Source organism: Polaribacter aestuariivivens (assembly GCF_005885675.1).
Taxonomy (GTDB): domain Bacteria; phylum Bacteroidota; class Bacteroidia; order Flavobacteriales; family Flavobacteriaceae; genus Polaribacter; species Polaribacter aestuariivivens.
In genome coordinates, this window is the sequence record NZ_VANR01000003.1 from 212911 (window position 1) to 237944 (window position 25034).

The window sequence follows — 25034 nt, forward strand, 5'->3', positions numbered from 1 at the left end:
TGGATTATAAACTTTTTAAAGCTAATTTTATAATTTTTTCAACAGAAGCTTCAGAATTTTCTTTTAAAATTGCAGTAATTACTTTGTCTGACTGTTTTTTGTTAAAACCTAGAACTTCTAAAGCAGATAACGCTTCATCTTTGTTTGTATTGCTTACAGAAAGAGAAACTTCATCCATATGAAAGGTCTTTAATATTTTATCTTTTAAATCTACAATAACTCGTTGTGCAGTTTTTGCTCCAATACCTTTTACAGACTGTATTACAGCTACGTTTTCAGACGCAATTGCATTTTGAATTTCTTCTGAAGTCATAGAAGAACACATGGTTCTTGCAATGCTTGGTCCAACTCCAGAAACTGAAATTAACAGCTTAAAAACTTCTCTTTCTGTTTTATTGATAAATCCATAAAGCGTATGTGCATCTTCTCTAATAGATAGGTGTGTGTATAAAACTACGTTTTCATTTTCTGGTAAACTTGAAAAAGTATTTAATGAAATATGTAATAAATAGCCAACACCATTACAATCTACAACTACTTCTGTAGGATTTTTTTCTACCAATCTTCCTCTAACTTGTGTAATCATAAAATATTTTCAGGCTTCTAAAGTACTATTTTATATTTGTTGTTGCTTAATTTTTTAAAATATTGATAAAATTGAAAAAAGAAAAGAGATTATTGAAGCTATAAAATAGACCAAACTTATAATTTGTTCGTAAAAGGTCTTACATCAACCATCTTTTAACAAAGCGATTTTTTGTCATTTTAAACTTCCAACTTCCAACTTCCACTGAAAACAGCAATTGCTTACTTTTTCCTCCTCTTCTCTTTTTGTTGTGCATCTACAACAGCCAAAGCTGCCATATTTACCATTTCATCTACACTTGCACCTAATTGTAAAATATGTACAGGTTTGTTAAAACCTAAAATTACTGGACCAATAGATTCTGCACCTTGTACTTCTTTTAGAAGTTTGTAGGTAATATTTGCAGACTCTAAATTTGGAAAAATCAACACATTTACCTTTTTTCCATTTAGTTTAGAAAAAGGAAATTCTTTGGCTAATAATTCTGGATTCAGTGCAAAATCTGCTTGAATTTCTCCATCAATAACTACTTTTGGAAAATGACGGTGAATGTAAGAAACAGCTTCTCTAATTTTTTTTGAAGTTTCAGAATTTGAAGACCCAAAATTAGAAAAAGACAACATAGCAATATTTGGTTTTACACCAAACATACTCGCAAAATTACCAGTCATTTGTGCAATTTTTGCTAAATCTTTTGCAGAAGGACTTTCGTTAATTGTGGTATCAGCTAAAAATAATGGCCCTTGTTTGGTTAACATTAAATTACATGCTGCAATTCTAGTTACATCTTTGTCTCTCTCAATTAACTCTAACATTGGTTTTACTACAGAAGGGTAAGGTCTTGAATAACCAGTAATTAAAGCATCTGCTTCACCTTCATTTACCATCATTGCAGCAAAATAGTTACGTTCTCGCATTAATTTTTTAGCTTCAGAAAATGTACGTCCTTTTCTTTGACGTGTTTTCCAGTAAGCTTCACCAAAACGATTTCTTCTTTTACTTTCTTCGTCGGTTTTTGGATCTATAATAACTACATCATCAGTAAAACCAATTTCTTCTTTAAGTTCTAAAATCACTTCTTTTCTTCCTAAAAGAATTACTTTTCCAAGTTTTTCTTCGTGAACTCTTTGTGCTGCTTTTAGTACATCTAAATGGTCTGCTTCTGCAAATACAATACGTTTTGGATTGCTTTTGGCTCTGTTATGTAATAATCTAATTTCTTTGCTTCCAGAACCAGAACGCTCCATTAATTGTTCGCGATATTTGTCCCAATCTTCAATTGGTTCTAATGCCACTCCAGAGTCCATAGCTGCTTTTGCAATCGCTGGTGGAATCTCGTAAATTAATCTTGGATCAAATGGTTTTGGTATAATGTATTCTCTTCCGTAAGTTAAACTTACTTCATCATAAACAATGTTTACTTGTTCTGGAACTGATTTTTTTGCTAAATCTGCTAAGGCATGAACAGCAGCAATTTTCATTTCTTCATTAATTTTGGTTGCTCTAACATCTAAAGCACCTCTAAAAATAAATGGAAAACCTAAAACGTTATTTACTTGGTTAGGATGATCTGATCTACCAGTTGCCATAATAATATCTTTTCTGGTAGCAATTGCTAAATCATAATCTATTTCTGGAACTGGATTTGCCATGGCAAAAACAATTGGATTTTTTCCCATAGAAAGTAACATTTCTGGTGTAACTACATTACCCATAGAAAGTCCAATGAAAACGTCTGCATTATGCATTGCTTCTTCTAAAGTGTTGATTTTTTTGCTCGTAGCAAACTCTGCTTTTTGTGAAGTAAGGTTTTCTCTATCTTTTCTGATAACACCTTTGCTATCACACATTATTACGTTTTCTCTTTTTACACCTAACTCTAAATACAAGCGAGTACAAGATATTGCTGCAGCGCCTGCACCATTTACTACAATTTTTATTTTTTTAATATTCTTTTTTGAAATATCGATAGCATTTTTTAAAGCTGCTGCAGAAATAATTGCTGTTCCATGTTGGTCATCATGCATTACAGGAATATCTAGTTCTGCTTTTAATCGTGTTTCAATTTCAAAAGCTTCTGGTGCTTTGATATCTTCTAAATTAATTCCACCAAAAGTTGGGGCAATTGCTTTTACGGTTGCTATAAATTCTTCAACATTTTTAGTGTCTACTTCAATATCAAAAACATCTATATCTGCAAAAATTTTAAATAATAAACCTTTACCTTCCATTACTGGTTTAGAGGCTTCAGGTCCAATATCACCCAAACCTAAAACAGCAGTTCCGTTAGAAATTACTGCTACTAAATTTCCTTTAGAGGTATATTTATAAACGTTGTTTTTGTCTTTTGCAATTTCCAAACAAGGTTCTGCAACTCCTGGAGAATATGCCAATGCTAAATCGTGTTGCGTTGCATATTTTTTAGTTGGAATCACTTCAATTTTCCCAGGTTTCGGTTTTGCGTGATATAATAAGGCTTCGTGTCTTTTTCTAGAATCACTCATAAAAAATTTGGTCTTTGTTTGTAACCCACAAATATATGGTTTTCAATGGAAGAGCAAACGAAATTAGATAAAGAAAAATTACTGTAAGTTTGATTTAGAAACTCATATTTTTGATGTTTTCATTTTCTGAAAAAGTTACAGTAAAAGAATACGAAGTGAGATTCGCTTTTAATTCTGCAAATTCATTATTGTTTTTCCAAATAATATGGAGTTCGTTTTCATTAGAGTTTTCAATTTTTAAAGTACCTAAAAAAGCATTAGAAGTATTTCTTAAACGCATTAATTGAAGTTGATTTTTAACAACGTCTTTCTTTAAACCTTGTTCAATATCATTTTCTGTAAGTGTGGTTCTATTAATTTCTTTATGACCTCCACTACCACCTTTATTTGCAGCTTCATAATTGTTTTTACCGGCAAAAAGATCTAAATACCAAACTTGAGGAATACCAGGCATAAATAGTTGAATGGCTCTTGCTAATAATAGTTTATTTTCATTTTCACCTAAAGCACTAAAAAAAGTTGCATTTACTTGGTAATAAGATATTTTTTTTCCTGAAGGATCATATAAATTTTTAACTCTTCCACCACGATTTATAACAGTTTCCATAATAGATTCTATTTCTGAATCTTCCAATAAACCTTTGTTATAAATACCATTTACTTCTTTTCCTTTTAAATCTAACACAGGAATTCCATCATGGCAACCTAACATATTTACGGTTTTATACCCTTTTTCAATTATTTCTTTTGCCCAAGTTATAATTGCTTTATTCGAAGCAGTTTCCAATGTATGAATCATTAAACCTGGTAGGAAAAAATCGTAAATTTGATAACCTTCTTTGGCAACTTCATCATGCAGATTTACACCATATTCTGCATGAATTTCTGGGAGTAGTATTAAATCATTCTTTTTTGCAATTTTGTTAATTCGGTCTAAATAATTCCAAGTACCAGGTTTGTTGAAAAAATTTGTTTGCCCTACTTCTTTGTGTAAATACGCAAAAGCATCTAAACGTAAAATTTTACAACCAAAGCTTTTTACTTTCGCCAATGTTTCCTCATAGAATTCCCAAACTAATTCTGATTTTGCATTTACATCCATTTGCCCTAAAAAAGTTCTTTTTTTATGTACAATTTGAATGATTTCACCTTTTAATTTATTGAAATTTTCAAAATCAATATCTTCTATTTTAAGATTATTTTCAATTGCTATATTTACTTTTTCACTAATAATTTTAGCTTCATTTTTAGTAACTCCTTCAATAATTAAAACGTCTTCAATAGTAACTTTATGATAGTTTATTTCTTGATAAAAAGTATTCCAATATGGTTTTTCTGTTCCATCAGGAAAAGGGACTTTTAAAATAGGAAGACCCGATTTTCTCATAAATAATTTATTTAAAAACTGATCTTCTGGAATTACGATTCCTTTTTCATTTAATTTTCCATTTCCTTGCCAAAAAGTATTCCAATTGATAAAAAATTCTTTGAATTTAGAATTTTCACCATTTTTTAATAAATCTTTAAATTGTGGAGAATTTACAGAAAGGTGATTTAAAACAATATCGAATTTTAATTCGATATTTAAATTTCCTAGCGCTTTTAAATCATCTTTAGAAACTAATTCTTCATTTAAATTGTAATCTATTACAGAAAACCCTCTATCTAAATCGCTATTAAAAAAAGTTGGCAACACATAAAATAAAGAAAACACATCTTTAAAAGCTTCATTTTGAAGCATTTTTACAGTGTCACTTAAGTTGTGCCCAATACTATCTGGATATGCATTTAGCATTACTCCGTTAGAAATAGTGTTTTTATTTTCTGAATTCATAAGATGCTGAAATTTGGAAAAAACTTATAAAAGTTTCGATAAAATATTGATGTTATCTGGCAATCTACCCACATTTTGAAGTTTTAAAGCTGCTAATTTTAAAGCGACTTGCAAACATTCTTCTATTGGTTTTTCTTTAATATAAGCGAATAAAAATCCAGACCAAAAAGCGTCTCCTGCTCCAGTTGTATCCATTACTTTTTCTATTTTTATTGCAGGTAATTCAATAATTTCTTTTCCTTTTTGAGAAAGTTTTACGCCTTTGCTACCTAAAGTTAAACAAACAGTTTCCACTCCTAAATTATGAAAGAAACTAAAAATTTCTTCGTGCGATAATTCTTTTTCGAAGAATCTAAACATATCATCATCACTAATTTTTATTAATGGATTGTATTTGCAATATGTTTTTATAACTTCTAAAGCTTCTTCTCTATTAGACCATAATTCTTTAGCATAATTTAAATCGATACTTAATTTGCATCCACTTTTAAAAGCTTCTGCTGCTTTATTTAAAATAGTAGTTTGCGCAGGTTTTTTACTCAATGCAAAACAAGTTGTGTGGTATATTTTTGTAGCAGCTAACATTTCTACTGTTATTTGCTCTTCAGAAATTGCGCAATCTGCATCTCTATAGGGTATAAAATCTGGTGTTCCGTTTGATTTTGATACAAAAATGACGCTTGTGGCTTTATTATCGAGTTTTTTTATGTGTTTTGTATCTATACCAATTTCATCTAATCTTTTAAAAACGTACTCTCCAAAACCATCATTACCAACTGTAGCAACCATTGTTGAGTTTAACCCTAATCGTTTGCAATTCATAGCAACGTTCGCTGGTGAGCCACCCAAATACCTGTGATAATCTCTGGTTTCATTAATTAATACATTGTTTTGGTGACCAATAAAATCGATTAAGACTTCACCAACACATAAAATATCTATATTTCTTATAAAATTTTTCAAAATAATTTAATTTGTAATTGAGTAAAAAACTATTGAACTTGTTTTTTACTTTTAATAAATAGCGTAAAAATGGCACTTAAAACCAATAAAACTCCAGCAAAAGTGATTGCGTTTCTTGGGTCGTTATCTAAAAAGTTTTTTAGAATGTATCCAAAGGATAATGTTTGAATAATCATTGGAATTACAATCATCATATTAATAATTCCCATATACACACCATAACGTTCTTTTGGAATATCTGAAACGACCATTAAATATGGAATTCCCATCATACTTGCCCAACCAATACCGAAACCAGTAATTGCAAAGAATAATAGGTTTTTATTTTCGATATGTGGAAACGCTAAAAAGCCTATTGCTGCAATTATTAAACAGAATGCATGTACTTTTTTTGGACTATATTTTTTCGCAAAACCAACCAATGCAAAAGCTACTAAAAACGTAACTACATTGTACCAACCGTTTACCAAACCTGTCCAACTTACAGCTTCACTATATAACTCTTTATTTTCTGGGGTTGCATTCCAAACTGAGAGTGCAACACTTTTAGATGAGTTTTGCCAGTAACAAAATAAGGCATACCACTGAAATAAATATACTAAGGCTAATTGCCACATTACTTTTGGCATGTCTTTTATTGCTGAAAAAATTTCAACTAAAGGACCAACTACACTTCTTTTTTCATTTTTTAATTTTGCTAACTCTTCTGGTGTTGGCGGTATTTCTTTTGTTTTACTAATACTCCAAAGTATAGTTGCAATAGAACAAAAAGCACCAAGAAAAAAAGATGCATACACCCAATTAGGTAATGAACCAGTTGCACCTATAAAAATTAAGGGAAAAATAAACAGTGATAAATTTGCCAAAACCTGACCTAAGCCAGTAAAAAAACTTTGCATTTGAAAACCTAAAGGTTGTTGCTCTTTCGTTAGTTTGTCTGCAATTAATGCTCTGTATGGCTCCATTGCAGTATTGTTACCTGCGTCTAAAATCCATAATAAACCTGCTGCCATCCATAAAGAACTACTAAAAGGAAATGCCAATAAAGTTAAACTACATAAAATTGCTCCAATTAAAAAGAAAGGTTTACGTCTTCCAAATCTTGGACTCCAAGTTTTATCACTTAATGCTCCAATAATTGGCTGTACTAACAAACCTGTTACTGGACCAGCAAGATGTAATAATGGAATTTGATCTGGACTTGCACCCAAAAAATCGTAAATCGGTGTAACTGCACTTTGTTGCAAACCAAAACTATATTGAATTCCAAAGAACCCAACATTCATATTTAGTATTTGCCAGAAACTTAAAGTAGGTTTTTTAATTTTCATCTTTTTTAATTTTTTCACCAAGAACTTTTAGAAATTCATCAAAGTTGCCTTTGTTTAAAAAAATGTCTCCTTTATTGTCTATAACAGGTAAGCTCAAAGTGTGTATAGAAATATTTGCTTTTTGAAGTTTTGCTAACATTTCTTGTTCTTTGATTTTATTAATATCGATATCGTAATAAATGAATTTAATATTCTTTTCTTTTAAAAAAGCTTTAGTATCTAAACAACTATGACAACTATCACTTCCATACACAATCATTTTTTCTTTTTTGGAATCTTTGGTTTGATGAAATGATTCTTGAGCGTTGCTTTGAAGTGTGGTTAAAAATAGAACTACAATTATTAAATATTTCATTTTAAAATTTATTTTAGATAGATAATTAAAATTTTGACCCATTAAAAAATTTGCAAATTAGTCTTTATTATTAATAACTTTTTTATAGTTTTTAGTTTTAATAAAATAGAGCCAATAAACTTTTCATTGGCTCTATTTCTAATTCAAATCAATAAAAATTAACAAACTTTTTTTTTAAAAACTATATTGCAATGTCATAGTTGTAGAACGACCAGAAATTGTTCTTGCCACAGCTAAACCATTAGCTATATTTCCATTTCCTTCCACTTCTGTAACACCAATTGTATCGAATAAATTGTTTGCGTTTACGCTTAAAGATAACCCTCTTGTTAAGCTAATTTTTGCCACAGCATTTATGTATGCATACCCTGGCATTACAAGATCATTATCATCTTGCGCAAAAGATTTAGAAGTACCTAATATTGTGATTCCAAAAAGGTGTTGTTTGTTTGCACCAAAAGAATATGTTGGTGCTAAATTGTAAACAAAATCTGCTTGTCTTCTTGGTTTATTACCTTTATTTACTCCACCATCGATTTCAGCTTTTGTATAAGTAACTGATCCGTTGATTCCAAAATCTCCAAAACTAAATGCAGATTCTACTTCTAAACCTAAAGCTTTGAAAGGGTTTCCTACAGTTCTGTTTAATTCGTTACTAATACCTTCATCTGTATTACTTACAAAACCTGTTACGTTTAGAACACCGTTATTTAATCTCTTTTTTAAACCAACTTCAAATTGAGAAATTTCATCAAATTGTACGTCTCCTAAACCATCTGCACCATAATTATTTCTGTCTGCAGCTCTACCAGAAGCACCTTTACTATATCTTCCAAAAACAGCTGATCCATCATTAATTTTATAATTTAAACCTGCTGAGAAAGAAACAAAGTTATAGTCATCACTTATTGCTTGTCCTGGGTTACCAGCTATAGTTGGGATTGTAGATTCAAAATCGCTAATTACACCATCACTGTTGTAGTCAAAACCAATTAAACCTCCATTAGCATCTAAATTACTTAATTGTCCAGAGTTTATAGTTCCGTTAACGTTTACATTTTCAAAACGTACACTACCATCAAAGTTTAATTTTTCAGTAATTTCAGCATCTACACCTACATAAGGAGAGTTTACATTATGTACAGTATTGTATTTTCTTTGACAACAGTTACCCCAAACTGGCTGACCAAAAGAGTAAGCACCACCTTGTGAGAATCCGTCAAAAATTCCTAATCTAGCTTTACCATCACCTGCTACTTCAGAAATAGCAGAACTCCATTGCCATCCTATTTTAGTATTTTGTGTTGCAGAGAACATACCTACAGTAACTCCAATGTTGTCATTAATAGCTTTAGTAACTTTTACGTCACTAAAAAAGTTGCTTAAATCTTCAATAGTTACATCAAAGTATCTAATATCTTGAGCCAATCCATTTGAAGGATTAAATGGAGTACCATCTTGAAAAGTTAAAGCACCTGTTGCTCCTGAAGCACCTCTTACTAAAGCTTCTATATCTGCAACTGCACCTACATTTGCGGTAAATGGAGCATTCCATTGACCAGAATTGTTTGAGTATCTAGCTTTACCATTTACTTTCCAATCGTCTCCAAGATCAAAAGAAAATTCTGCGCCAACTGAAGCACTTACTGGGTTGTTACCACTTCTCATATCGTTTTGTGTAGGATTTCCATCATAAACACTGTATGTATTTTGAATATTTACAGAATGTGGTGTATCTGAAGTAATATCAAAACCTGGAAGATTTCTAAAAGTAGGATTAGAATTTGAACCTGTTAAACTTACTGGCATTGGCATATACATTACAGACCTGTCATTTAAATACTTGAAATAAGTACGTACATAACCGTTTTTAAATTCTTTAGTAATATTTGCTTTTAATTGACCTCCTTTGTTACCTTGGTAACCAATATTTCTAGGGCCTTCACCCACACGCATAAAACCACCAACATGATAATATAATCCTTCACCAATTGGAGTTCCATATTCAAAATCTAATCTACTAGTTTGATAATCTAAACCATAAGTTGCACCTATAGTACCACCTTCTGTTCTTCCTGTTTTACTAATCATATTTATAATTCCAGCAGGACCATTAGATGTTTGTGTAGAAGCAGAACCACCTCTAATTGCTTCTACTCTTCCAATATTAGAATCTATACGTAAAAAGTTATCTGCATTTCCAAAAGAAGTATCTCCAAATAACATTATTGGAAGTCCATCTTCTTGTAATTGTAAATATCTAGAACCACCTGAAGAAACTGGTACACCACGTACGTTGAAGTTTGCATTACCTTCACCTCCTGAAGATTCTGCACGAATACCTGGTATGCTTCTAAAAAGTTCACCTGCAGATCTTGGAGAAGCTTGTTCTATTTGTTTAATACCCACAGTTGAAATAGAAACACTAGATTCTAATTTAGATTTTGGGTTTACAACTCCTGTAATTATAATTTCATCTAAAGACTGTGCATTTTCTATAATGGTAATGTCTAGAGTTAAATTACTGTTTACATTAATTTCTTTTGTAAAATTATCGTAACCAATATAAGATGCAACAAGCGTATAGTTTCCGTTTGCAACATTTTTAATTTTGTAAACACCATCAAAATCTGTAGTAGTTCCTTGAGTAGTTCCCTTAAGAATAATGTTTACTCCTGGAATTAGATTTCCATTTTGATCTTTTACTTTACCTGAAATTGTTGACTGAGCAACAAAAACTGTAGTTGAAAGTAAAAATACCATCAAAACAGTAATTCTAAAGTTTAATTGTTTTTTCATTTTAAATGTGAATTTAATAAAAAGTTAATTGTTTCATTGACAAATGTATTTTTATAGGCAAAAGTTTTGTGAAAAAAATAAATCGAAAACGTTTTCGATTTACCGAAAACGTTTTCGATTAAGATAATTTACTATATTTATAGGGTAATAAAACACACATTAACCTCAAAACAAGAGTATTTTATTTTGGTAACACTCAAGCAAATAGCAGAAAAATTAGGAATTTCAATAACAACAGTATCAAAAGCTCTGAAAGATTATCCAGATGTAAACAAAAAAACTAGAAAATTAGTAAGAGAAACAGCTTCTATGCTAAATTATAAGCCTAATTCTTTTGCTGTAAATTTAAGAACAAAAGAATCTAAAACTATTGGATTAATTATTCCAGTAATTGTGCATCACTTTTTTTCGAGCGTTATTAAAGGTATTATTGCACAAGCAGAAAAAAAGGGATACTTAGTAATTATACTTCAATCTAATGAGTCTTATGAGTTAGAAAAAAAGCAAATAGATTTATTATTAAGTAAAAGAGTAGATGGTATTTTAATTTCTTTAGCAAACGGAACAGCAGATTTTAAACATTTAAATGAAGTAATAGAAAATGATACTCCTTTAGTTATGTTTGATAAAATTGCTAAGGTTGTAAAATGTTCTAAAGTTATTATAGATGACAGAAAAGCTGCCTACAAAGCAACGCAACATTTAATAGATATTGGTTGTAAAAGAATTGCACATTTTAGAGGTCCTTTATTACCACAAAACTCTATTGACAGGTTTTTGGGGTATAAAAAAGCACTAATAGATAATGGATTAGAATATGACGCTTCATTAGTATATATATGTGAATGTGGTGATATGAGTTTTGAAGAAGGAAAGTTAAACGCGCAAAAATTATTAAAAGAACATAATGATGTTGATGGAATTTTTATCAATACAGATTTGGTTGCAATTGGAGCAATGACTGAGTTTAGTAAACAAGGAGTAAAAATACCCGAAGACATAAATATTGTTGGTTTTAGTAACTGGTTTATGGCATCCGTAATTTCGCCCTCTTTAACCACAATTAATCAACCAGGTTTAGAAATGGGTAAAAACGCTTTTAAATTACTGTATAAAGAAATAAAGAAGAAAAAGAAAAATTCAGATTTTACGTTTAAAGAACTTATTTTAGAAACAGATTTAATTTTAAGAGATTCTACCAGAAATTAATATAAATTTTTATTTTAGTAGAAGTTATAAGTGTTTGATTATTAATACATAAAAAAATAAATAAATATTTTTATCGTTTTGTAAAAGCAATTAAAAAATACTATAATTTTGTACCAAATATATACTGCTATTATGCACTTAAATGAATAAATACATTGTTGTAAATCAACCAGAAAAATGGAAATTTTCTATTGATAATATTATTGTAATTTCTTCTCAAGAATATCTTACAAACTCAACATTTTCGCTCATAAAAAAAGCAAGAATCTTTAATTTATGTAAAGATTATACCTATCAAACAAAAGGCTATTATGTATCACTATTAGCGGAGGCAAGAGGTCATTTGGCAATACCAACCATTAAAAATCTGGTAGATTTAAATGACTTAAAGTTGGTTAAAATTGTTTCTGAAGATTTTGATGATGTCATTCAGCAAAGCTTAAAAAACATAAAATCGAGAGAATTTACATTAAGTATTTATTTTGGTCAAAACGTAGCACAAAAATATAAGGAGTTAAGTAGTCTTTTTTACAAACATTTTCAAGTTCCTTTTTTGCGTGTGAAGTTTTCATTCAATACAAAATGGAATATCCAAAGTATTAAAGCAATTTCAGAATCAGAAATTCCTGCAGAACACTTAGAGTCTGTGCACGAATTTGCGAATCAGTATTTTTCTAAAAAAAGGTATGATACTCCAAAATTAACAAAGTCAGATTTTGATTTAGCAATTTTAGTAAACCCTAATGATGCTGCACCACCAAGCAATTCAAAGGCATTAAGAAAGTTTGTTGACATTGCTGAAAAAATGAATATATATGCAGAAATTATAACTCCAAAAGATTTAAGCAGATTAACTTCTTTTGATGCATTATTTATTCGCCAAAGTACAGAGGTAAATAATGAAGCATATGCCTTTGCAAGAAAAGCGCAACAAGAAGATATTGCAATTATTGATTATCCAGACGCGATTTTAAAATGTTGCAATAAAGTATATATGGCAGAAGCGTTGAACAACGCAAATATTGCTACTCCAAAAACCATCATTGTTCATAAAGACAATAGAAATGAAGTAATTACTCAAGTAGGTTTGCCTTGTGTTTTAAAAGCACCAGATTCTACATTTTCATTCGGAGTTAAAAAAGCAAAAACGGAAGAAGAATATACAACTTTGGTTGATGAAATGTTAAAAGAGTCTGATTTGATAATTGCACAAGAATTTTGTCCATCAGATTACGATTGGCGAATTGGAATTATAGATGATGAGGTTTTTTACGCATGCAAATATTACATGGCGAAAGGACATTGGCAAATTTACAACTGGAAAGCAAAAAAGAAGAAAGAACAAGATGGAGAGTCAGATTGTTTGCCAATTGAAAAAGTACCTAAAAAAGTAATTCAAATGGCATTAAAATCAGCAAAATTAATGGGTAAAGGTTTGTATGGAATTGATATAAAAGTGGTGAATAACAAACCAATGGTTATCGAAATTAACGACAATCCAAATATCGATTTTGGTGTAGAAGATGAATATTATGGAGATTTGATTTACACCAAAATTTTATCAGCTTTAAAAACAAGATTACAATAAAATGGGTAAAAAATATCACTTATTTGAAGTGTTTGGTATTGAGTTAGAATACATGCTAACAAATACAAAATCATTTAAAGTTGCGCCAATTGTAGATGCTCTTTTAACAAAAAAAAATGGAGAATTAACTGGCGATGTTGAAAATGGCGAAATTGCCTGGAGTAATGAATTGGTGGCACATGTTGTTGAATTAAAAACAAATGGGCCAACCAATAATTTAGATGGTTTATCAGAATTATTTCATCAAAATATTATTGAAATTAATCGTCTTTTAGAAAGTTTAGATGCCAATTTATTACCAACAGCTTCACATCCGTTAATGAATCCTTTAACAGATACTTCACTATGGAAACACAGTTATAGCGAGGTTTACGCGTTGTATAATAAAATTTTTGATTGCAAAGGTCATGGTTGGAGCAATGTACAAAGTACACATATAAACTTACCTTTTTTTAATGATGAAGAGTTTGAAAAACTTCATGCAGCAGTTCGTGTTATTTTACCATTAATTCCTGCTTTGTGCGCAAGTTCACCAATTTTAGAAGGAAAAATTACAGGATTTAAAGACACACGTTTAGAATACTATAAAACCAATCAAAAAGAAATTCCTGCAATGACAGGAATGGTAATTCCAGAAAATGTTTTCAATAAAAAAGATTACAATTCAGTAATTTTTGATCCTATAAATGAAGCCATAAAACCTTTTGATACGGATAATATTTTAGAGCATCATTTTTTAAATAGTAGAGGTGCCATTGCGCGTTTTGATAGAAATGCCATCGAAATTCGTTTGGTAGATATTCAAGAATGTCCGAAAGCAGATATTGCCATTTGTGTTTTAATTATTGAAGTTTTAAAATTATTGGTCAACTTAGATTTGGCAACACTTTCTTATCAGAAAAAATGGAAAAATACTGAGCTTTTTCCTTTGTTAAACGATACCATTAAAGATGCTGAAAATGCTGTAATTACTAATGTAGCGTATTTACAAACCTTCGGAATTCAACAAGAAACTACCGCAAAACAAGTTTGGCAACACTTGTATGATTTGGCAAAACCAAACATTAATAAATCTCATTATGAAGCGTTGGACACTATTTTAAAAGACGGTACACTTTCCACAAGAATTTTAAAGGCTTTAAAGGGTGATTTATCAGAAACAAACATCAAAAAAGTGTATATAAATTTGGCAAACTGTTTAGCAGATAATCGCTTGTTTTACTAATGAAATTACTACTTTCTTGCGAACATGGAGGTAATAAAATTCCTGCAAATCTTCAATATATCTTTAAAAATGATGAAGCAGTTTTAGAAACACACAGAGGTTTCGATTTAGGTGCTTTAGATGTGTTCAATCATTTAAAACCATTGGCAAATACCTTTTTTTTTAGTGAAGAAAGCAGGTTGTTAATTGAGTTGAACAGGTCTTTGCATCACAAAAATTTGTTTTCAGAATTTTCAAAATCACTTTCTAAAACAGAAAAAGATCATTTGATTTTAAATTACAAAATCTACAGAAATTCTGTAGAAACTGAAATTCGAAAATCAATAGAAAATAATGAAACTGTTTTGCATCTTTCTGTACATTCTTTTACACCAATTTTACATTCAATAAAAAGAAATTGCGATATTGGGTTGTTGTACGATTCTAAAAAAAAAGCAGAAAAGGAGTTTTGCCAACAATTTAAAAGTGAAATTTTAGCAATTGACACTTCAGTAAACGTGCGTTATAACTATCCATATTTAGGAAAAGCAGATGGTTTTACAACCTATTTAAGAAAACAATTTCCAACCAATTATATAGGTGTAGAGTTAGAGGTAAATCAGCAATTTTCTAAAAACAATAAAATGGAAAAATCTGTAAAATATTTACTTTATAAAAGCTTAGAAAATTTAATTTAATTAGTTCATACAACTTTTTAGCGTTGAAATACGTCTATAAAAAAAGTCGATTACAATTGGTTTAACATTTTTTAAACTTTAATTTGTAACAGAAACTTTATGTTTGCGACTATCAACAAAACCCAACTATGAAAAAAATTACTTTTCTATTTTTATTGTTTACAGTATTTGTAAGTACTGCCCAAATAAAAGGAGTCATTACAGATAAAAATAACGAACCACTTTCTTCAGTAAGTATTTATTTAGATAAAACCAATACAGGTACCACTTCTAATGATAATGGAGAGTATGTTTTAACACTTTCAAAAAAAGGAAATTATACAGTAGTTTTTCAATTTTTAGGATATGAAACTTTAAAAAAAGAAGTAAACATCACTTCTTTTCCGTTTGAATTAAATGCAATTCTTGAAGAAGAAAATGTAGTTTTAAATGAAATATCTATTTCCACAAAAGACAATCCTGCAAATGCAATTATTAGAAATGTAATTGAAAACAAGGAAAAAAATACTGATAAATACGCCAATTATACAGCCAAATTTTACTCACGTGGTTTAACAAAAATAAAAGATGCACCAGAAAGTTTTTTAGGCCAAAGTATGGGAGATTTTGGAGGTGGTTTAGATTCTACTAGAAGTGGAATTATTTATTTATCAGAAACATTTTCTAACATATCTTTTCAAAAAAATCCGAAAAAATTTAAAGAAAACATCGTTGCCTCGAAAGTTTCTGGACAAGATAATGGAGTAAGTTTTAATAGGGCAGAAGATTCAAGCATAAATTTATACGAAAACAGTATTGCTATTTTTAATAATTTAATTTCACCAATTTCCACAAATGCATTTAGTTATTATAATTATAAATTAGAGGGTACTTTTTACGATACTAATGGAAAATTAATTAATAAAATAAATATAATTCCTAAAAGAAAAGGAGACCGAATTTTCGAAGGCTCTCTATATATTGTTGAAGATGATTGGGCTTTGTATGGAGCAGATGTAACAACAACAGGTTCGCAAATAAATATTCCTATTGTAAACTCATTAACATTAAAACAAAGTTATGGTTATTCCAATGAAATAAACGCTTGGGTTTTAAAAACACAAACCATAGATTTTGATATTGAATTTTTCGGTTTTAAACCGAATGGAAAGTTTTCTTATGTGTATTCAGATTATAATTTTCAGCCAAATTTTACAGAGAAAACATTTACAAACGAAGTTTTAACATTCGAAAAAAATGCAACAGAAAAAGACTCACTTTATTGGAATAAATTACGTCCAGTTCCACTAACTAAAGAAGAAACGACTGATTATTATATAAAAGATAGTATAAAAGTAGTTCGAAAATCAAAAAAATATTTAGATTCTGTTGATGCAAAAGGAAACAAGTTCAAATGGTCAGATCCTCTTATGGGATATACTCATAGAAATTCTTACAAAAACAGTTCGTTTTCTTACAATGGACCTTTGTTAAGAACTAGTTTTAACACAGTTCAAGGTTTTAATACTTCTGCAGGATTTAGTTATTTTGAAGAAATTAATGAAAACGGTAAATGGTGGAATGCAGGAGTAAATGTAAACTACGGACTTTCTGACGAACGAGTAAGACCAACCTTTTATTTCTCTAAAAAATGGAACAATTTCTCAAAACCACGATTAAGTATTTTTGGTGGAGTTACCACACCACAATTTAATGGAAGAGAACCAATTTTAAAACTAAATAACCTTTTTAGTTCTTTGTTAGATCGTTTTAACTACATGAAAATTTACGAAAAACAATTTGCAAAAGTGAGCTATTCTGAAGAAATAAAAAACGGTATTTATTTTTCTTCTTCATTAGAATACGCAAAAAGAAATCCGTTGTTCAACACCACAAATTATTCTTTTGCACCACAAGATAAAAACGGAGGTTATACATCTAACAACCCTTTAGATCCAACAGATTTTACAAATGCTGCTTTTTATTCACATAATATTGCAATTTTAAATGTAGGAGCAACCATTGTTTTTGGGCAAAAGTATTTATCATATCCAAATCGTAAAGTAAGTGTAGGTAATGCGAAATTTCCAACTTTAAATGTTCAGTACACAAAAAGTTTTGCAGCATCTAATGCTGAATTAAATTCCGATTTATTTACTGCAAACCTTAGACAAAATGTAAATGCAGGTAACTATGGACAATTTGAGTACAATATTCGTGGAGGTATCTTTTTAAAACAAAAAGACATCGCTTTTATGGATTATTTACAAGCTAACGGAAACCAACTAACATTTCCTTTAGACAACCAATTAACTAGTTTTGGTTTGTTAGAATACTACAAATTTTATACAAACGACAAATATGCAGAAATGCACGCACAACATAACTTTAAAGGCGCTGTGTTAGGTAAAGTTCCTTTATTAAATAAGTTAAATTTACATTTGGTTGGTGGCGTAAAAGGGCTATTTATGGCTGATAAAAAGCCGTATACAGAGTTTTCTGTTGGGTTAGATAATATTGGTTTTGGTAAATGGCGTTTTTTAAGAGTAGATTATGTGCATTCTAATTACGGAGGCGTTTCTAATGATGGTTTTTTGTTTAGATTAAGTTTATTTTAAAATATATATTGATGAAAATTCAAACTCTTTTTTTCGGAATTACTTCAGATTTGGTTGAAACCAATGATTTGGAAATAACAATTTCAGAAAACAGTTCAATAAACGATTTTAAAGTTTTTTTGAAGAAAAAATATCCAAAACTAGAAAATATAAATTCTTATGCAATCGCAGTAAATGAAACTTATGCAGAAGGTAATTTAATTTTAAAAGAAGGTGATGTGGTTGCTATAATACCTCCTGTTAGTGGAGGCTAAGTAATATTTGTAGCAGCAATTTATAAATACTTTTTATCCATATAAAAAGTTCCAAACGGAATTATAGAGCACAGTAAAACAATTCCTAAGGTTTTATTGTTCCAATTCATTTGTTTTTGAATTACAATTGCCAACACAATATACAACATAAATAAAAGGCCATGTGGCATACCCAACATTTTTACGTAAGAAGCATCACCATGTAAATATTTAATTGGAGTTGCAATAAATAATAAAAGTAGGTAAGAAACTCCTTCTAAAAAGCTTACAATTCTAAAAATACTTTTCATTTTTTTGAAGTATTGAAATTTAAGATTGCAAAGATACATTTTGAATTACTATTTTTGTTAAATAATGAAGAGAACTTCCATTAAAATAACTTCCAAAAAACTAGATTTACAAGAATGTTACAATTTTGTAGAAGACGATTCTTGTGGCGGAATTTCAGCATTTATTGGAACTGTAAGAAATGATACACAAGGAAAAGAAGTTTTACAACTCGATTTTTCTACTTATAAACCAATGGCAATTAAAGAAATGCAAAAAATTGCAGATTTGGCTTTAGAAAAATTTCCCATTCATAAAATTGCGATTCATCATGCAGAAGGAATGTTACAAATTGGTGAAATTCCTGTAATTATTACAGCTTCATCAAAACATAGAAAAGCAACTTTCGAAGCTTGCGAATTTGCTATTGATACTTTAAAAGAAACTGTTCCTATTTGGAAAAAAGAATACTTTTCTGACGGCGAAGTTTGGGTAAATGCACATCCGTGATTTTAGTTTGCAGTTTTTCAGTCTTCAGTCTTCAGTTTGCAGTCAGTTTTTTTTCTCCCAAAGACGCAAAGCTTTTTATTATTTAGTTTCAAAGTTTCAGAGTCTGTCACTTCGAGTGAATTCAATTTTTCATCGAAATTGTTACCGAAATTTAGGGAGAAATTTTTTTAGAGCAACAACTGCTAACTGCCCACTGAAGACTGCGTACTCAAAGTCTTTCGACTTTGAAGCCACAAATAAAATTGCAACCCAAATAAAATTGCACCAGCCAATAAATGAATTGCTTGAGTACCAAAAGGAATTTCAGCATAATACATTAAAATTCCTGTAATGGTTTCTAAAAAGATTAAGAAAACAATCCAGTTTACAAGTTTGTAGCCTAAATTTTTCAATTGGTTTAAATATAACAAACTTAAGTTTACCAATACAATTGCAATGGTAAAAGACCTGTGGAAATAAAATTTAAAACTCGGATTCATTAAACTATAATTCTTGTTTTCGAAACCGTATAATTTTACTTGTTCATCTATAAACTGTCTAACTTGAGTTCCCATAGCAATTTGAATCAACGAAAAAATAACGGAAGCAATCAGTAACTTATTAAATAATGAATTGTACTTGTAAACTTTCTTGTTATCAGAAACAATAAATTGCAACCATAATAAAAGTGCAATAATTATTAAGCCAACCACCATATGAATGGTAATAATTGTTGGAGTTAAGTTAGAGTCTACCACTGTTTTTCCAAGCCAAGCTTCAAAAAGCATTAATAAGAAAGCTGTGTAAGCGAGTATAGGAATTCGCTTATCTGTCTTCCTGTTTTTATAAGCGCCATAAACCAAAAATAAAAAAACAAAGCCTGCTAAAACAGAAACCAATCTGTTGATGTATTCTGTCCAGGTATGGTATTTATTAAATTTATTGTAATCGTGTTTGGTATATTTTGCCCAATTTTTCAGGTTGAATTCAGACGAAGTTTTTAAATCATGTTCAGCAACAAATAACGTTTCGTCTTTTATAATAATAAAACCTTCTTTAAACTCAGTATTTGGTTTCCATGTAATTTGTTCTTCCGAAGTTGGTGGAATATAGTAACCAAAACACTTAGGCCAATCAGGACACCCCATTCCAGAACCAGTCATTCTAACAATTGAGCCAGCTAAAAAAATTAAATAAACAGAAATTATAGCAATTTGTACAATTTTTGGGAATCTATTTTTCATTAAAAAACTTTTTACAAAGATACTTTAAAATTAAACGAGCAAAAAAATTTTTGAAAACCTTGCATCTATGTATAAAAATTCTAAATAACACAAAATTTCACAAAAAAATTGTTTTAAAAAAAAAGAACGCTAAAACAATTTTAATTTTTCAATTAAAAAAATGAAATTAAAAAGTAGTTATTGCGAATGTCAGCAATAGCAAGAAGTTAAGCATTTTTTATGTTTTAAATTATTGATTTTCAAATAATTGTAAAAACGTTAAATTTTTATGAAATTCGTAAAGCAAAGGTAATTGTTAAAAACTTCAAGGGATTTGTGAATAAGTATGACTTTCATTTTGGATCAAAAATCGCAATCTTTGTAGAGGTCGTTCCTAACGATTTATTAACATTCAAATAACACCTTTTTACCGTGAAAATTACTCAAATTATTAAAAGAGACTCAGGAACTAGCAATTTCGAGTTAGACAAAATTACAAGAGCCATAGAAAAAGCAATGATTTCTGTAAACAATGGTTCTTTAGAAGATGCAATGGCAATTACTAATATCGTTAACGGTACTTTATTAGAAAGAAAGTTGAATGAACCCAATTATACACCCACTGTAGAACAGGTTCAAGATATTGTAGAATATAAGTTAATGGACAGTCGTTTTCGCGATGTTGCCAAAGCATATATTTTATATAGAGATGAACAAGCAAGAAATAGAAAAAGAAATATTTTCGAAAAAAGGCTGAACCTAAAACCTTACGATTATCCAGAATTAAACGAATATGTAGATGCAATTAGACACTCTTATTGGATTCATACAGAATTTAATTATACTAGTGATATTCAAGATTTTAAGGCATATTTGAATGAAACAGAAAAAAACGCGATAAAAAACACCATGTTAGCAATTTCTCAAATTGAAGTTGCAGTAAAAACATTTTGGGGAGATATTTACAAGAGAATGCCAAAGCCAGAAATTGGTTCAGTAGGTTCTACATTTGCAGAAAGTGAAGTAAGACATCATGATGCATATTCTCATTTATTAGAAATCTTAGGGTTAAATAACGAGTTTAAAAACTTGAAAAAAAATCCAGTGATTATGAGACGTGTTAATTATTTAGAATTGGCACTAAAAAATGTAAATAGTGAAGACAATAAAGAGTTTTCAGAATCTATAATTCTGTTTTCATTATTTATAGAACACGTTTCTTTATTCTCACAGTTTTTAATTATCATGGCCTTTAACAAGCACAAAAACGTGCTAAAAGGTATTTCTAACGTGGTAGAAGCAACTTCTAAAGAAGAGCAAATTCATGGCGATTTTGGAATTGATGTAATTAAAATTATAAAAGAAGAAAATCCAGATTGGTTTGACGAAAGTCACAGTTTATTAGTACAAGAAACTTGTAAAGAAGCTTATTCATCTGAAAGTAAAATTATCGATTGGATTTTCGAAAAAGGAGAGTTAGATTTCTTACCAAAAGCCGTAATTAAAGAATTTATTAAAAATAGATTCAACAAATCATTAGAAAGCATTGGTATCGAAAAAGTATTTGATACAGACGAAGCATTATTAGAACAAACAGATTGGTTTGATGACGAAATTATTGGAACCAAACACGGAGATTTTTTCGTAAAAAGATCTATCAACTATAGTAAAAGAACAAAAAGTATAACAAGCGACGATTTATTTTAAACCATGAACCAAACAAACACAAAAACTACCGAGCTTACAGAACACGAACAACTGATTCAAGCAAGAAACGCTGCTAGAGAAAAAATGTTGAAAGACAAAAGTGAACCAGAAATTGAATGGTTAACAGAAAACAGTCGTAAATTTTTAGAATCAGGTTACTTAACAGAAAATACAACTCCTGAACAAAGAATTCGTGAAATTGCAGACAATGCTGAGCGTATATTAAACAAACCAGGTTTTTCGGATAAGTTTTACAAATATATGGCTGCAGGATTCTTTTCTTTAGCATCGCCAATTTGGTCGAATTTTGGAAAAAGAAGAGGTTTGCCAATTAGTTGTTTTGGAAGTCATGTTGCAGATGATATGGGAGACATTTTGTTCTCACAATCGGAAGTTGGTATGATGTCTAAATTAGGAGGAGGAACTTCTGGTTATTTTGGTAAGTTGCGTGAAAGAGGAGCAGAAGTAAAAAACAATGGTTCGTCATCTGGTTCTGTGCATATTATGCAGTTGTTCGAAAAAATGGTAGATGTTGTTAGTCAAGGTTCTGTAAGAAGAGGTCGTTTTTCTCCATATTTACCAGTAGATCACCCAGATATTAAAGAATTTTTAGAAATTGGAACAGAAGGAAATCCAATTCAAGAATTAACACATGGAGTTACAGTTGGTAACCAATGGATGGAAGAAATGATTGCTGGAGATGTAGAAAAAAGAAGCATTTGGGCAAAAATTTTACAAAGAAGAGGCGAAATAGGATATCCATATATATTATTTAGAGACAACGCAAATAATGGAACGGTTGATGTTTACAAAGACAAAAACCATGAAATTTACGCAAGTAACTTGTGTACAGAAATTATGTTGCCTTCTAATGAAGAGTGGTCTTTCGTTTGCTGTTTATCATCCGTAAACTTATTACATTACGATAAGTGGAAAGATACAGATGCTGTAGAAACATTAACATACTTCTTAGACGCAGTAATGCAAGAATTCATCACAAAGTTAGAAGTTTATAGAGATTCAAAAGATAGAGACGATCAATTTACGTTCCGTTTCATGGAAAAAGCCTATAATTTTGCGAAAGATAACAGAGCATTAGGTTTAGGCGCTTTAGGATGGCATTCTTTATTACAATCAAAAATGTTAGCATTCGACAGTCCAGAAGCTTACGATTTAAACAGCGAAATCTTTAGAGTTATTAAAGAGAAATCTTACAAAGCTTCAGAAGATATGGCAAAAGAATATGGAGAGCCAGCAGTGTTAAAAGGTTATGGAAGACGTAATACAACTTTGAATGCAATTGCGCCAACAACGTCATCAGCATTTATTTTAGGGCAAGTTTCTCAAGGAATTGAGCCAATTTGGTCGAATATTTACGTAAAAGATATCGCAAAAATTAAAACAACCATTAAAAACCCAATTTTAGAAAAAGTTTTAGAAGAAAAAGGGAAAAATACCAAAGAAGTTTGGACGAGCATCAGAGATAACGATGGTTCTGTATTGCATTTAGATTTCTTAACAGAAGCAGAAAAAGATGTGTTTAGAACCTATTCAGAAATCGACCAAAACGTAATTGTTTACCAAGCAGCAAACAGGCAAAATCATATCGATCAAGGGCAATCTATTAACATTATGGTGCACCCAGATATGCCAATTAAAGATGTAAATGCAGTATATATTAATGCATGGAAATTAGGTGTAAAATCGATGTATTACCAACACAGTATGAATGCAGCACAGAAATTCAAGCAAAAGAAAGAATGTGCTTCTTGTGAAGGATAATGACTTTGTCATTTCGAGCGCAGTCGAGAAATCTTAATAATAAAAGTTCGTAAAAAAGAGAAGCAGCAATGTTTCTCTTTTTTTTGGAGCTATTTCCAGCTTTCCACTATATCTTTTTGCCAAAAAAGGCAAAAAGGATGTCGTTTCAATCTGGGCTAAAACTGTTTAATTACTTTTTGCTACTCGTAAAGTTTTTAGAAACTTAAATAAGCATCTTTTTCGTATTTTCGTGCAACTTGTCATTCCTGCACAAAAAGGAATCTCAATTTTAAAAATAAAATAATGAACTGGGAACAACTCCTTTCTTTAAAACGCTTTGGCGACACACAAAAACGTCCAAGAATAGCACAAGACGAAACACGTTTGGGTTTCGATGTAGATTTCGATAGAATTATATTTTCATCCGCATTTAGAAGCTTACAAGACAAAACACAAGTAATTCCGTTATCAGAAACCGATTTTGTACATACACGTTTAACACACAGTTTAGAAGTTTCTGTTGTAGGTAGAACTTTGGGTAGAAGAGTTGGAAAAGTGTTATTAGAACGTCACCCAAACTTAACAGAATTAGGCTATGCATTTAACGATTTTGGAGCCATTGTAGCAGCAGCTTCAGTAATGCACGATATTGGAAATCCTCCTTTTGGACATTCAGGAGAAAAAGCTATTGGCGAGTATTTTAAAACAGGAAAGGGCGCAAAATATAAAGCCGATTTAACAGATAAAGAATATCAAGATTTAATAGATTTCGAAGGAAATGCAAACGGATTTAAAATCTTAACAGAATCTAGAGAAGGTATTTCTGGTGGTTTACGTTTAAGTTACGCCACTTTAGGAGCTTTTTTAAAATACCCAAAAGAAAGCCTACCAAAAAAACCTACAAACCATATTGTAGATAAAAAATACGGTTTTTTTCAATCAGAAAAAGACGCTTTTTTAGAAGTGGTAGAGGATTTAGGAATGAAGAAAAAATCTGCTACAGAAGACATTTCTTTTTACAGACATCCATTAGCCTATTTAGTAGAAGCTGCAGATGATATTTGCTACACGATTATCGATTTTGAAGATGGAATAAACCTCGGTTTAATCGAAGAAGATTTTGCTTTAGAATACATGATTAAGCTCGTAAAAGATACTATTGATATTAAAAAATACCATTCATTAAAACACAAAACCGACAGAATAAGCTATTTACGTGCCTTAGCAATAGGAGTTTTAATCAATGAAGCTGTAGAAATCTTTTTAGCCAACGAACAAACCATTTTAAATGGAACCTTTGAAAAATCATTATTAGACAAGTGTAAGTATGAAGCACAAATTAACGACATAATAAAAATAAGTGTAGATAAAATTTACAAAAGCACAGAGGTTATAGAAAAAGAAATAGCAGGTTATCGAATTATTGCAGATTTATTAGATGTATTTTTAACAGCAATAAATAACAAGTATTTTGGTAAAGCATCTAACTTCGATAAACTAGTTTTAAATTTACTACCAAAAGAATACCAAACAGAAACTGCCAACCTGTATTCAAGAGTAATGCAAATTTGTAGTTATGTTTCAAGAATATCAGATAGTTATGCAATCAGAACTCATAAAAAATTAACAGGAAATATTATTTAGTACTATTAAATATCATTAAAT

Annotated in this window: 19 protein-coding genes; 10 read left to right on the plus strand and 9 right to left on the minus strand. The window is 30.1% G+C overall.

Annotated features, from left to right (window positions below; all coding sequences use genetic code 11):
- Positions 1-4: 4 nt before the first annotated feature.
- The 7 genes from ruvA to FDT66_RS07060 all read right to left on the minus strand — a co-directional run bounded on the left by ruvA (position 5) and on the right by FDT66_RS07060 (position 10372).
- Positions 5-586, minus strand: coding sequence for a Holliday junction branch migration protein RuvA (ruvA, locus tag FDT66_RS07030; protein ID WP_138535460.1), 582 nt, complete (start codon positions 584-586; stop codon positions 5-7).
- 221 nt (positions 587-807) lie between these two features.
- The gene (locus tag FDT66_RS07035; protein ID WP_138535461.1) at positions 808-3090 is read right to left on the minus strand and encodes an NADP-dependent malic enzyme; all 2283 of its coding nucleotides are present in this window, start codon (positions 3088-3090) and stop codon (positions 808-810) included.
- Positions 3091-3184: 94 nt separating this feature from the next.
- Positions 3185-4924 (minus strand): alpha-amylase family protein, encoded by a 1740-nt coding sequence (locus FDT66_RS07040; protein ID WP_138535462.1) that lies wholly within the window; start codon positions 4922-4924, stop codon positions 3185-3187.
- A 24-nt stretch (positions 4925-4948) separates the two neighbouring features.
- Positions 4949-5887, minus strand: coding sequence for a carbohydrate kinase family protein (locus FDT66_RS07045; protein ID WP_246034781.1), 939 nt, complete (start codon positions 5885-5887; stop codon positions 4949-4951).
- A 29-nt stretch (positions 5888-5916) separates the two neighbouring features.
- Positions 5917-7218 (minus strand): MFS transporter, encoded by a 1302-nt coding sequence (locus tag FDT66_RS07050; RefSeq protein ID WP_138535463.1) that lies wholly within the window; start codon positions 7216-7218, stop codon positions 5917-5919.
- The gene (locus FDT66_RS07055; protein ID WP_171032337.1) at positions 7208-7573 is read right to left on the minus strand and encodes a glutaredoxin family protein; all 366 of its coding nucleotides are present in this window, start codon (positions 7571-7573) and stop codon (positions 7208-7210) included. Before FDT66_RS07055 ends, FDT66_RS07050 begins: the two co-directional genes overlap by 11 nt.
- Positions 7574-7747: 174 nt before the next feature.
- Positions 7748-10372 (minus strand): TonB-dependent receptor, encoded by a 2625-nt coding sequence (locus FDT66_RS07060; RefSeq protein WP_138535465.1) that lies wholly within the window; start codon positions 10370-10372, stop codon positions 7748-7750.
- A 183-nt stretch (positions 10373-10555) separates the two neighbouring features.
- On the opposite strand from FDT66_RS07060, the gene FDT66_RS07065 reads away from it, so the two are divergent.
- From FDT66_RS07065 to FDT66_RS07090, 6 genes are all read left to right on the plus strand, one after another.
- Complete coding sequence (locus FDT66_RS07065; RefSeq protein WP_138535466.1) at positions 10556-11581, plus strand: LacI family DNA-binding transcriptional regulator; 1026 nt, start codon at positions 10556-10558, stop codon at positions 11579-11581.
- 142 nt (positions 11582-11723) lie between these two features.
- Entirely contained in the window at positions 11724-13169 is a 1446-nt protein-coding gene (locus FDT66_RS07070) for a RimK family protein (protein WP_138535467.1), read from the plus strand.
- Position 13170: 1 nt separating this feature from the next.
- On the plus strand, positions 13171-14394 hold the full coding sequence (locus tag FDT66_RS07075; RefSeq protein ID WP_138535468.1) for a glutamate-cysteine ligase family protein: 1224 nt from the start codon (positions 13171-13173) through the stop codon (positions 14392-14394).
- Complete coding sequence (locus tag FDT66_RS07080; RefSeq protein ID WP_138535469.1) at positions 14394-15071, plus strand: N-formylglutamate amidohydrolase; 678 nt, start codon at positions 14394-14396, stop codon at positions 15069-15071. Before FDT66_RS07075 ends, FDT66_RS07080 begins: the two co-directional genes overlap by 1 nt.
- A 128-nt stretch (positions 15072-15199) precedes the next feature.
- Positions 15200-17668, plus strand: a complete 2469-nt coding sequence (locus FDT66_RS07085) for a DUF5686 and carboxypeptidase regulatory-like domain-containing protein (protein ID WP_138535470.1) — start codon at positions 15200-15202, stop codon at positions 17666-17668.
- A gap of 11 nt (positions 17669-17679) precedes the next feature.
- Positions 17680-17922, plus strand: coding sequence for a MoaD/ThiS family protein (locus FDT66_RS07090; RefSeq protein ID WP_138535471.1), 243 nt, complete (start codon positions 17680-17682; stop codon positions 17920-17922).
- A 20-nt stretch (positions 17923-17942) separates the two neighbouring features.
- Here the strand turns inward: FDT66_RS07090 and FDT66_RS07095 are convergent, their stop codons facing one another.
- A complete protein-coding gene (locus tag FDT66_RS07095) occupies positions 17943-18212 on the minus strand; it encodes a DUF3817 domain-containing protein (RefSeq protein ID WP_138535472.1) in 270 nt (89 codons plus the stop codon).
- 64 nt (positions 18213-18276) lie between these two features.
- Between FDT66_RS07095 and FDT66_RS07100 the strand changes: the two genes are divergently transcribed.
- Positions 18277-18699: a molybdenum cofactor biosynthesis protein MoaE gene (locus FDT66_RS07100; RefSeq protein WP_138535473.1), complete on the plus strand. Its 423-nt coding sequence runs from the start codon at positions 18277-18279 to the stop codon at positions 18697-18699.
- Between the two features lie 182 nt (positions 18700-18881).
- On the opposite strand, the gene FDT66_RS07105 is transcribed toward FDT66_RS07100, so the two are convergent.
- Complete coding sequence (locus FDT66_RS07105; RefSeq protein WP_138535474.1) at positions 18882-19922, minus strand: COX15/CtaA family protein; 1041 nt, start codon at positions 19920-19922, stop codon at positions 18882-18884.
- Positions 19923-20333: 411 nt separating this feature from the next.
- Between FDT66_RS07105 and FDT66_RS07110 the strand changes: the two genes are divergently transcribed.
- From FDT66_RS07110 to FDT66_RS07120, 3 genes are all read left to right on the plus strand, one after another.
- A complete protein-coding gene (locus FDT66_RS07110) occupies positions 20334-21608 on the plus strand; it encodes a ribonucleotide-diphosphate reductase subunit beta (RefSeq protein ID WP_138535475.1) in 1275 nt (424 codons plus the stop codon).
- 3 nt (positions 21609-21611) lie between these two features.
- Positions 21612-23390: a ribonucleoside-diphosphate reductase subunit alpha gene (locus FDT66_RS07115; protein ID WP_138535476.1), complete on the plus strand. Its 1779-nt coding sequence runs from the start codon at positions 21612-21614 to the stop codon at positions 23388-23390.
- 282 nt (positions 23391-23672) lie between these two features.
- Entirely contained in the window at positions 23673-25013 is a 1341-nt protein-coding gene (locus tag FDT66_RS07120) for a deoxyguanosinetriphosphate triphosphohydrolase (RefSeq protein ID WP_138535477.1), read from the plus strand.
- Positions 25014-25034: the final 21 nt, after the last annotated feature.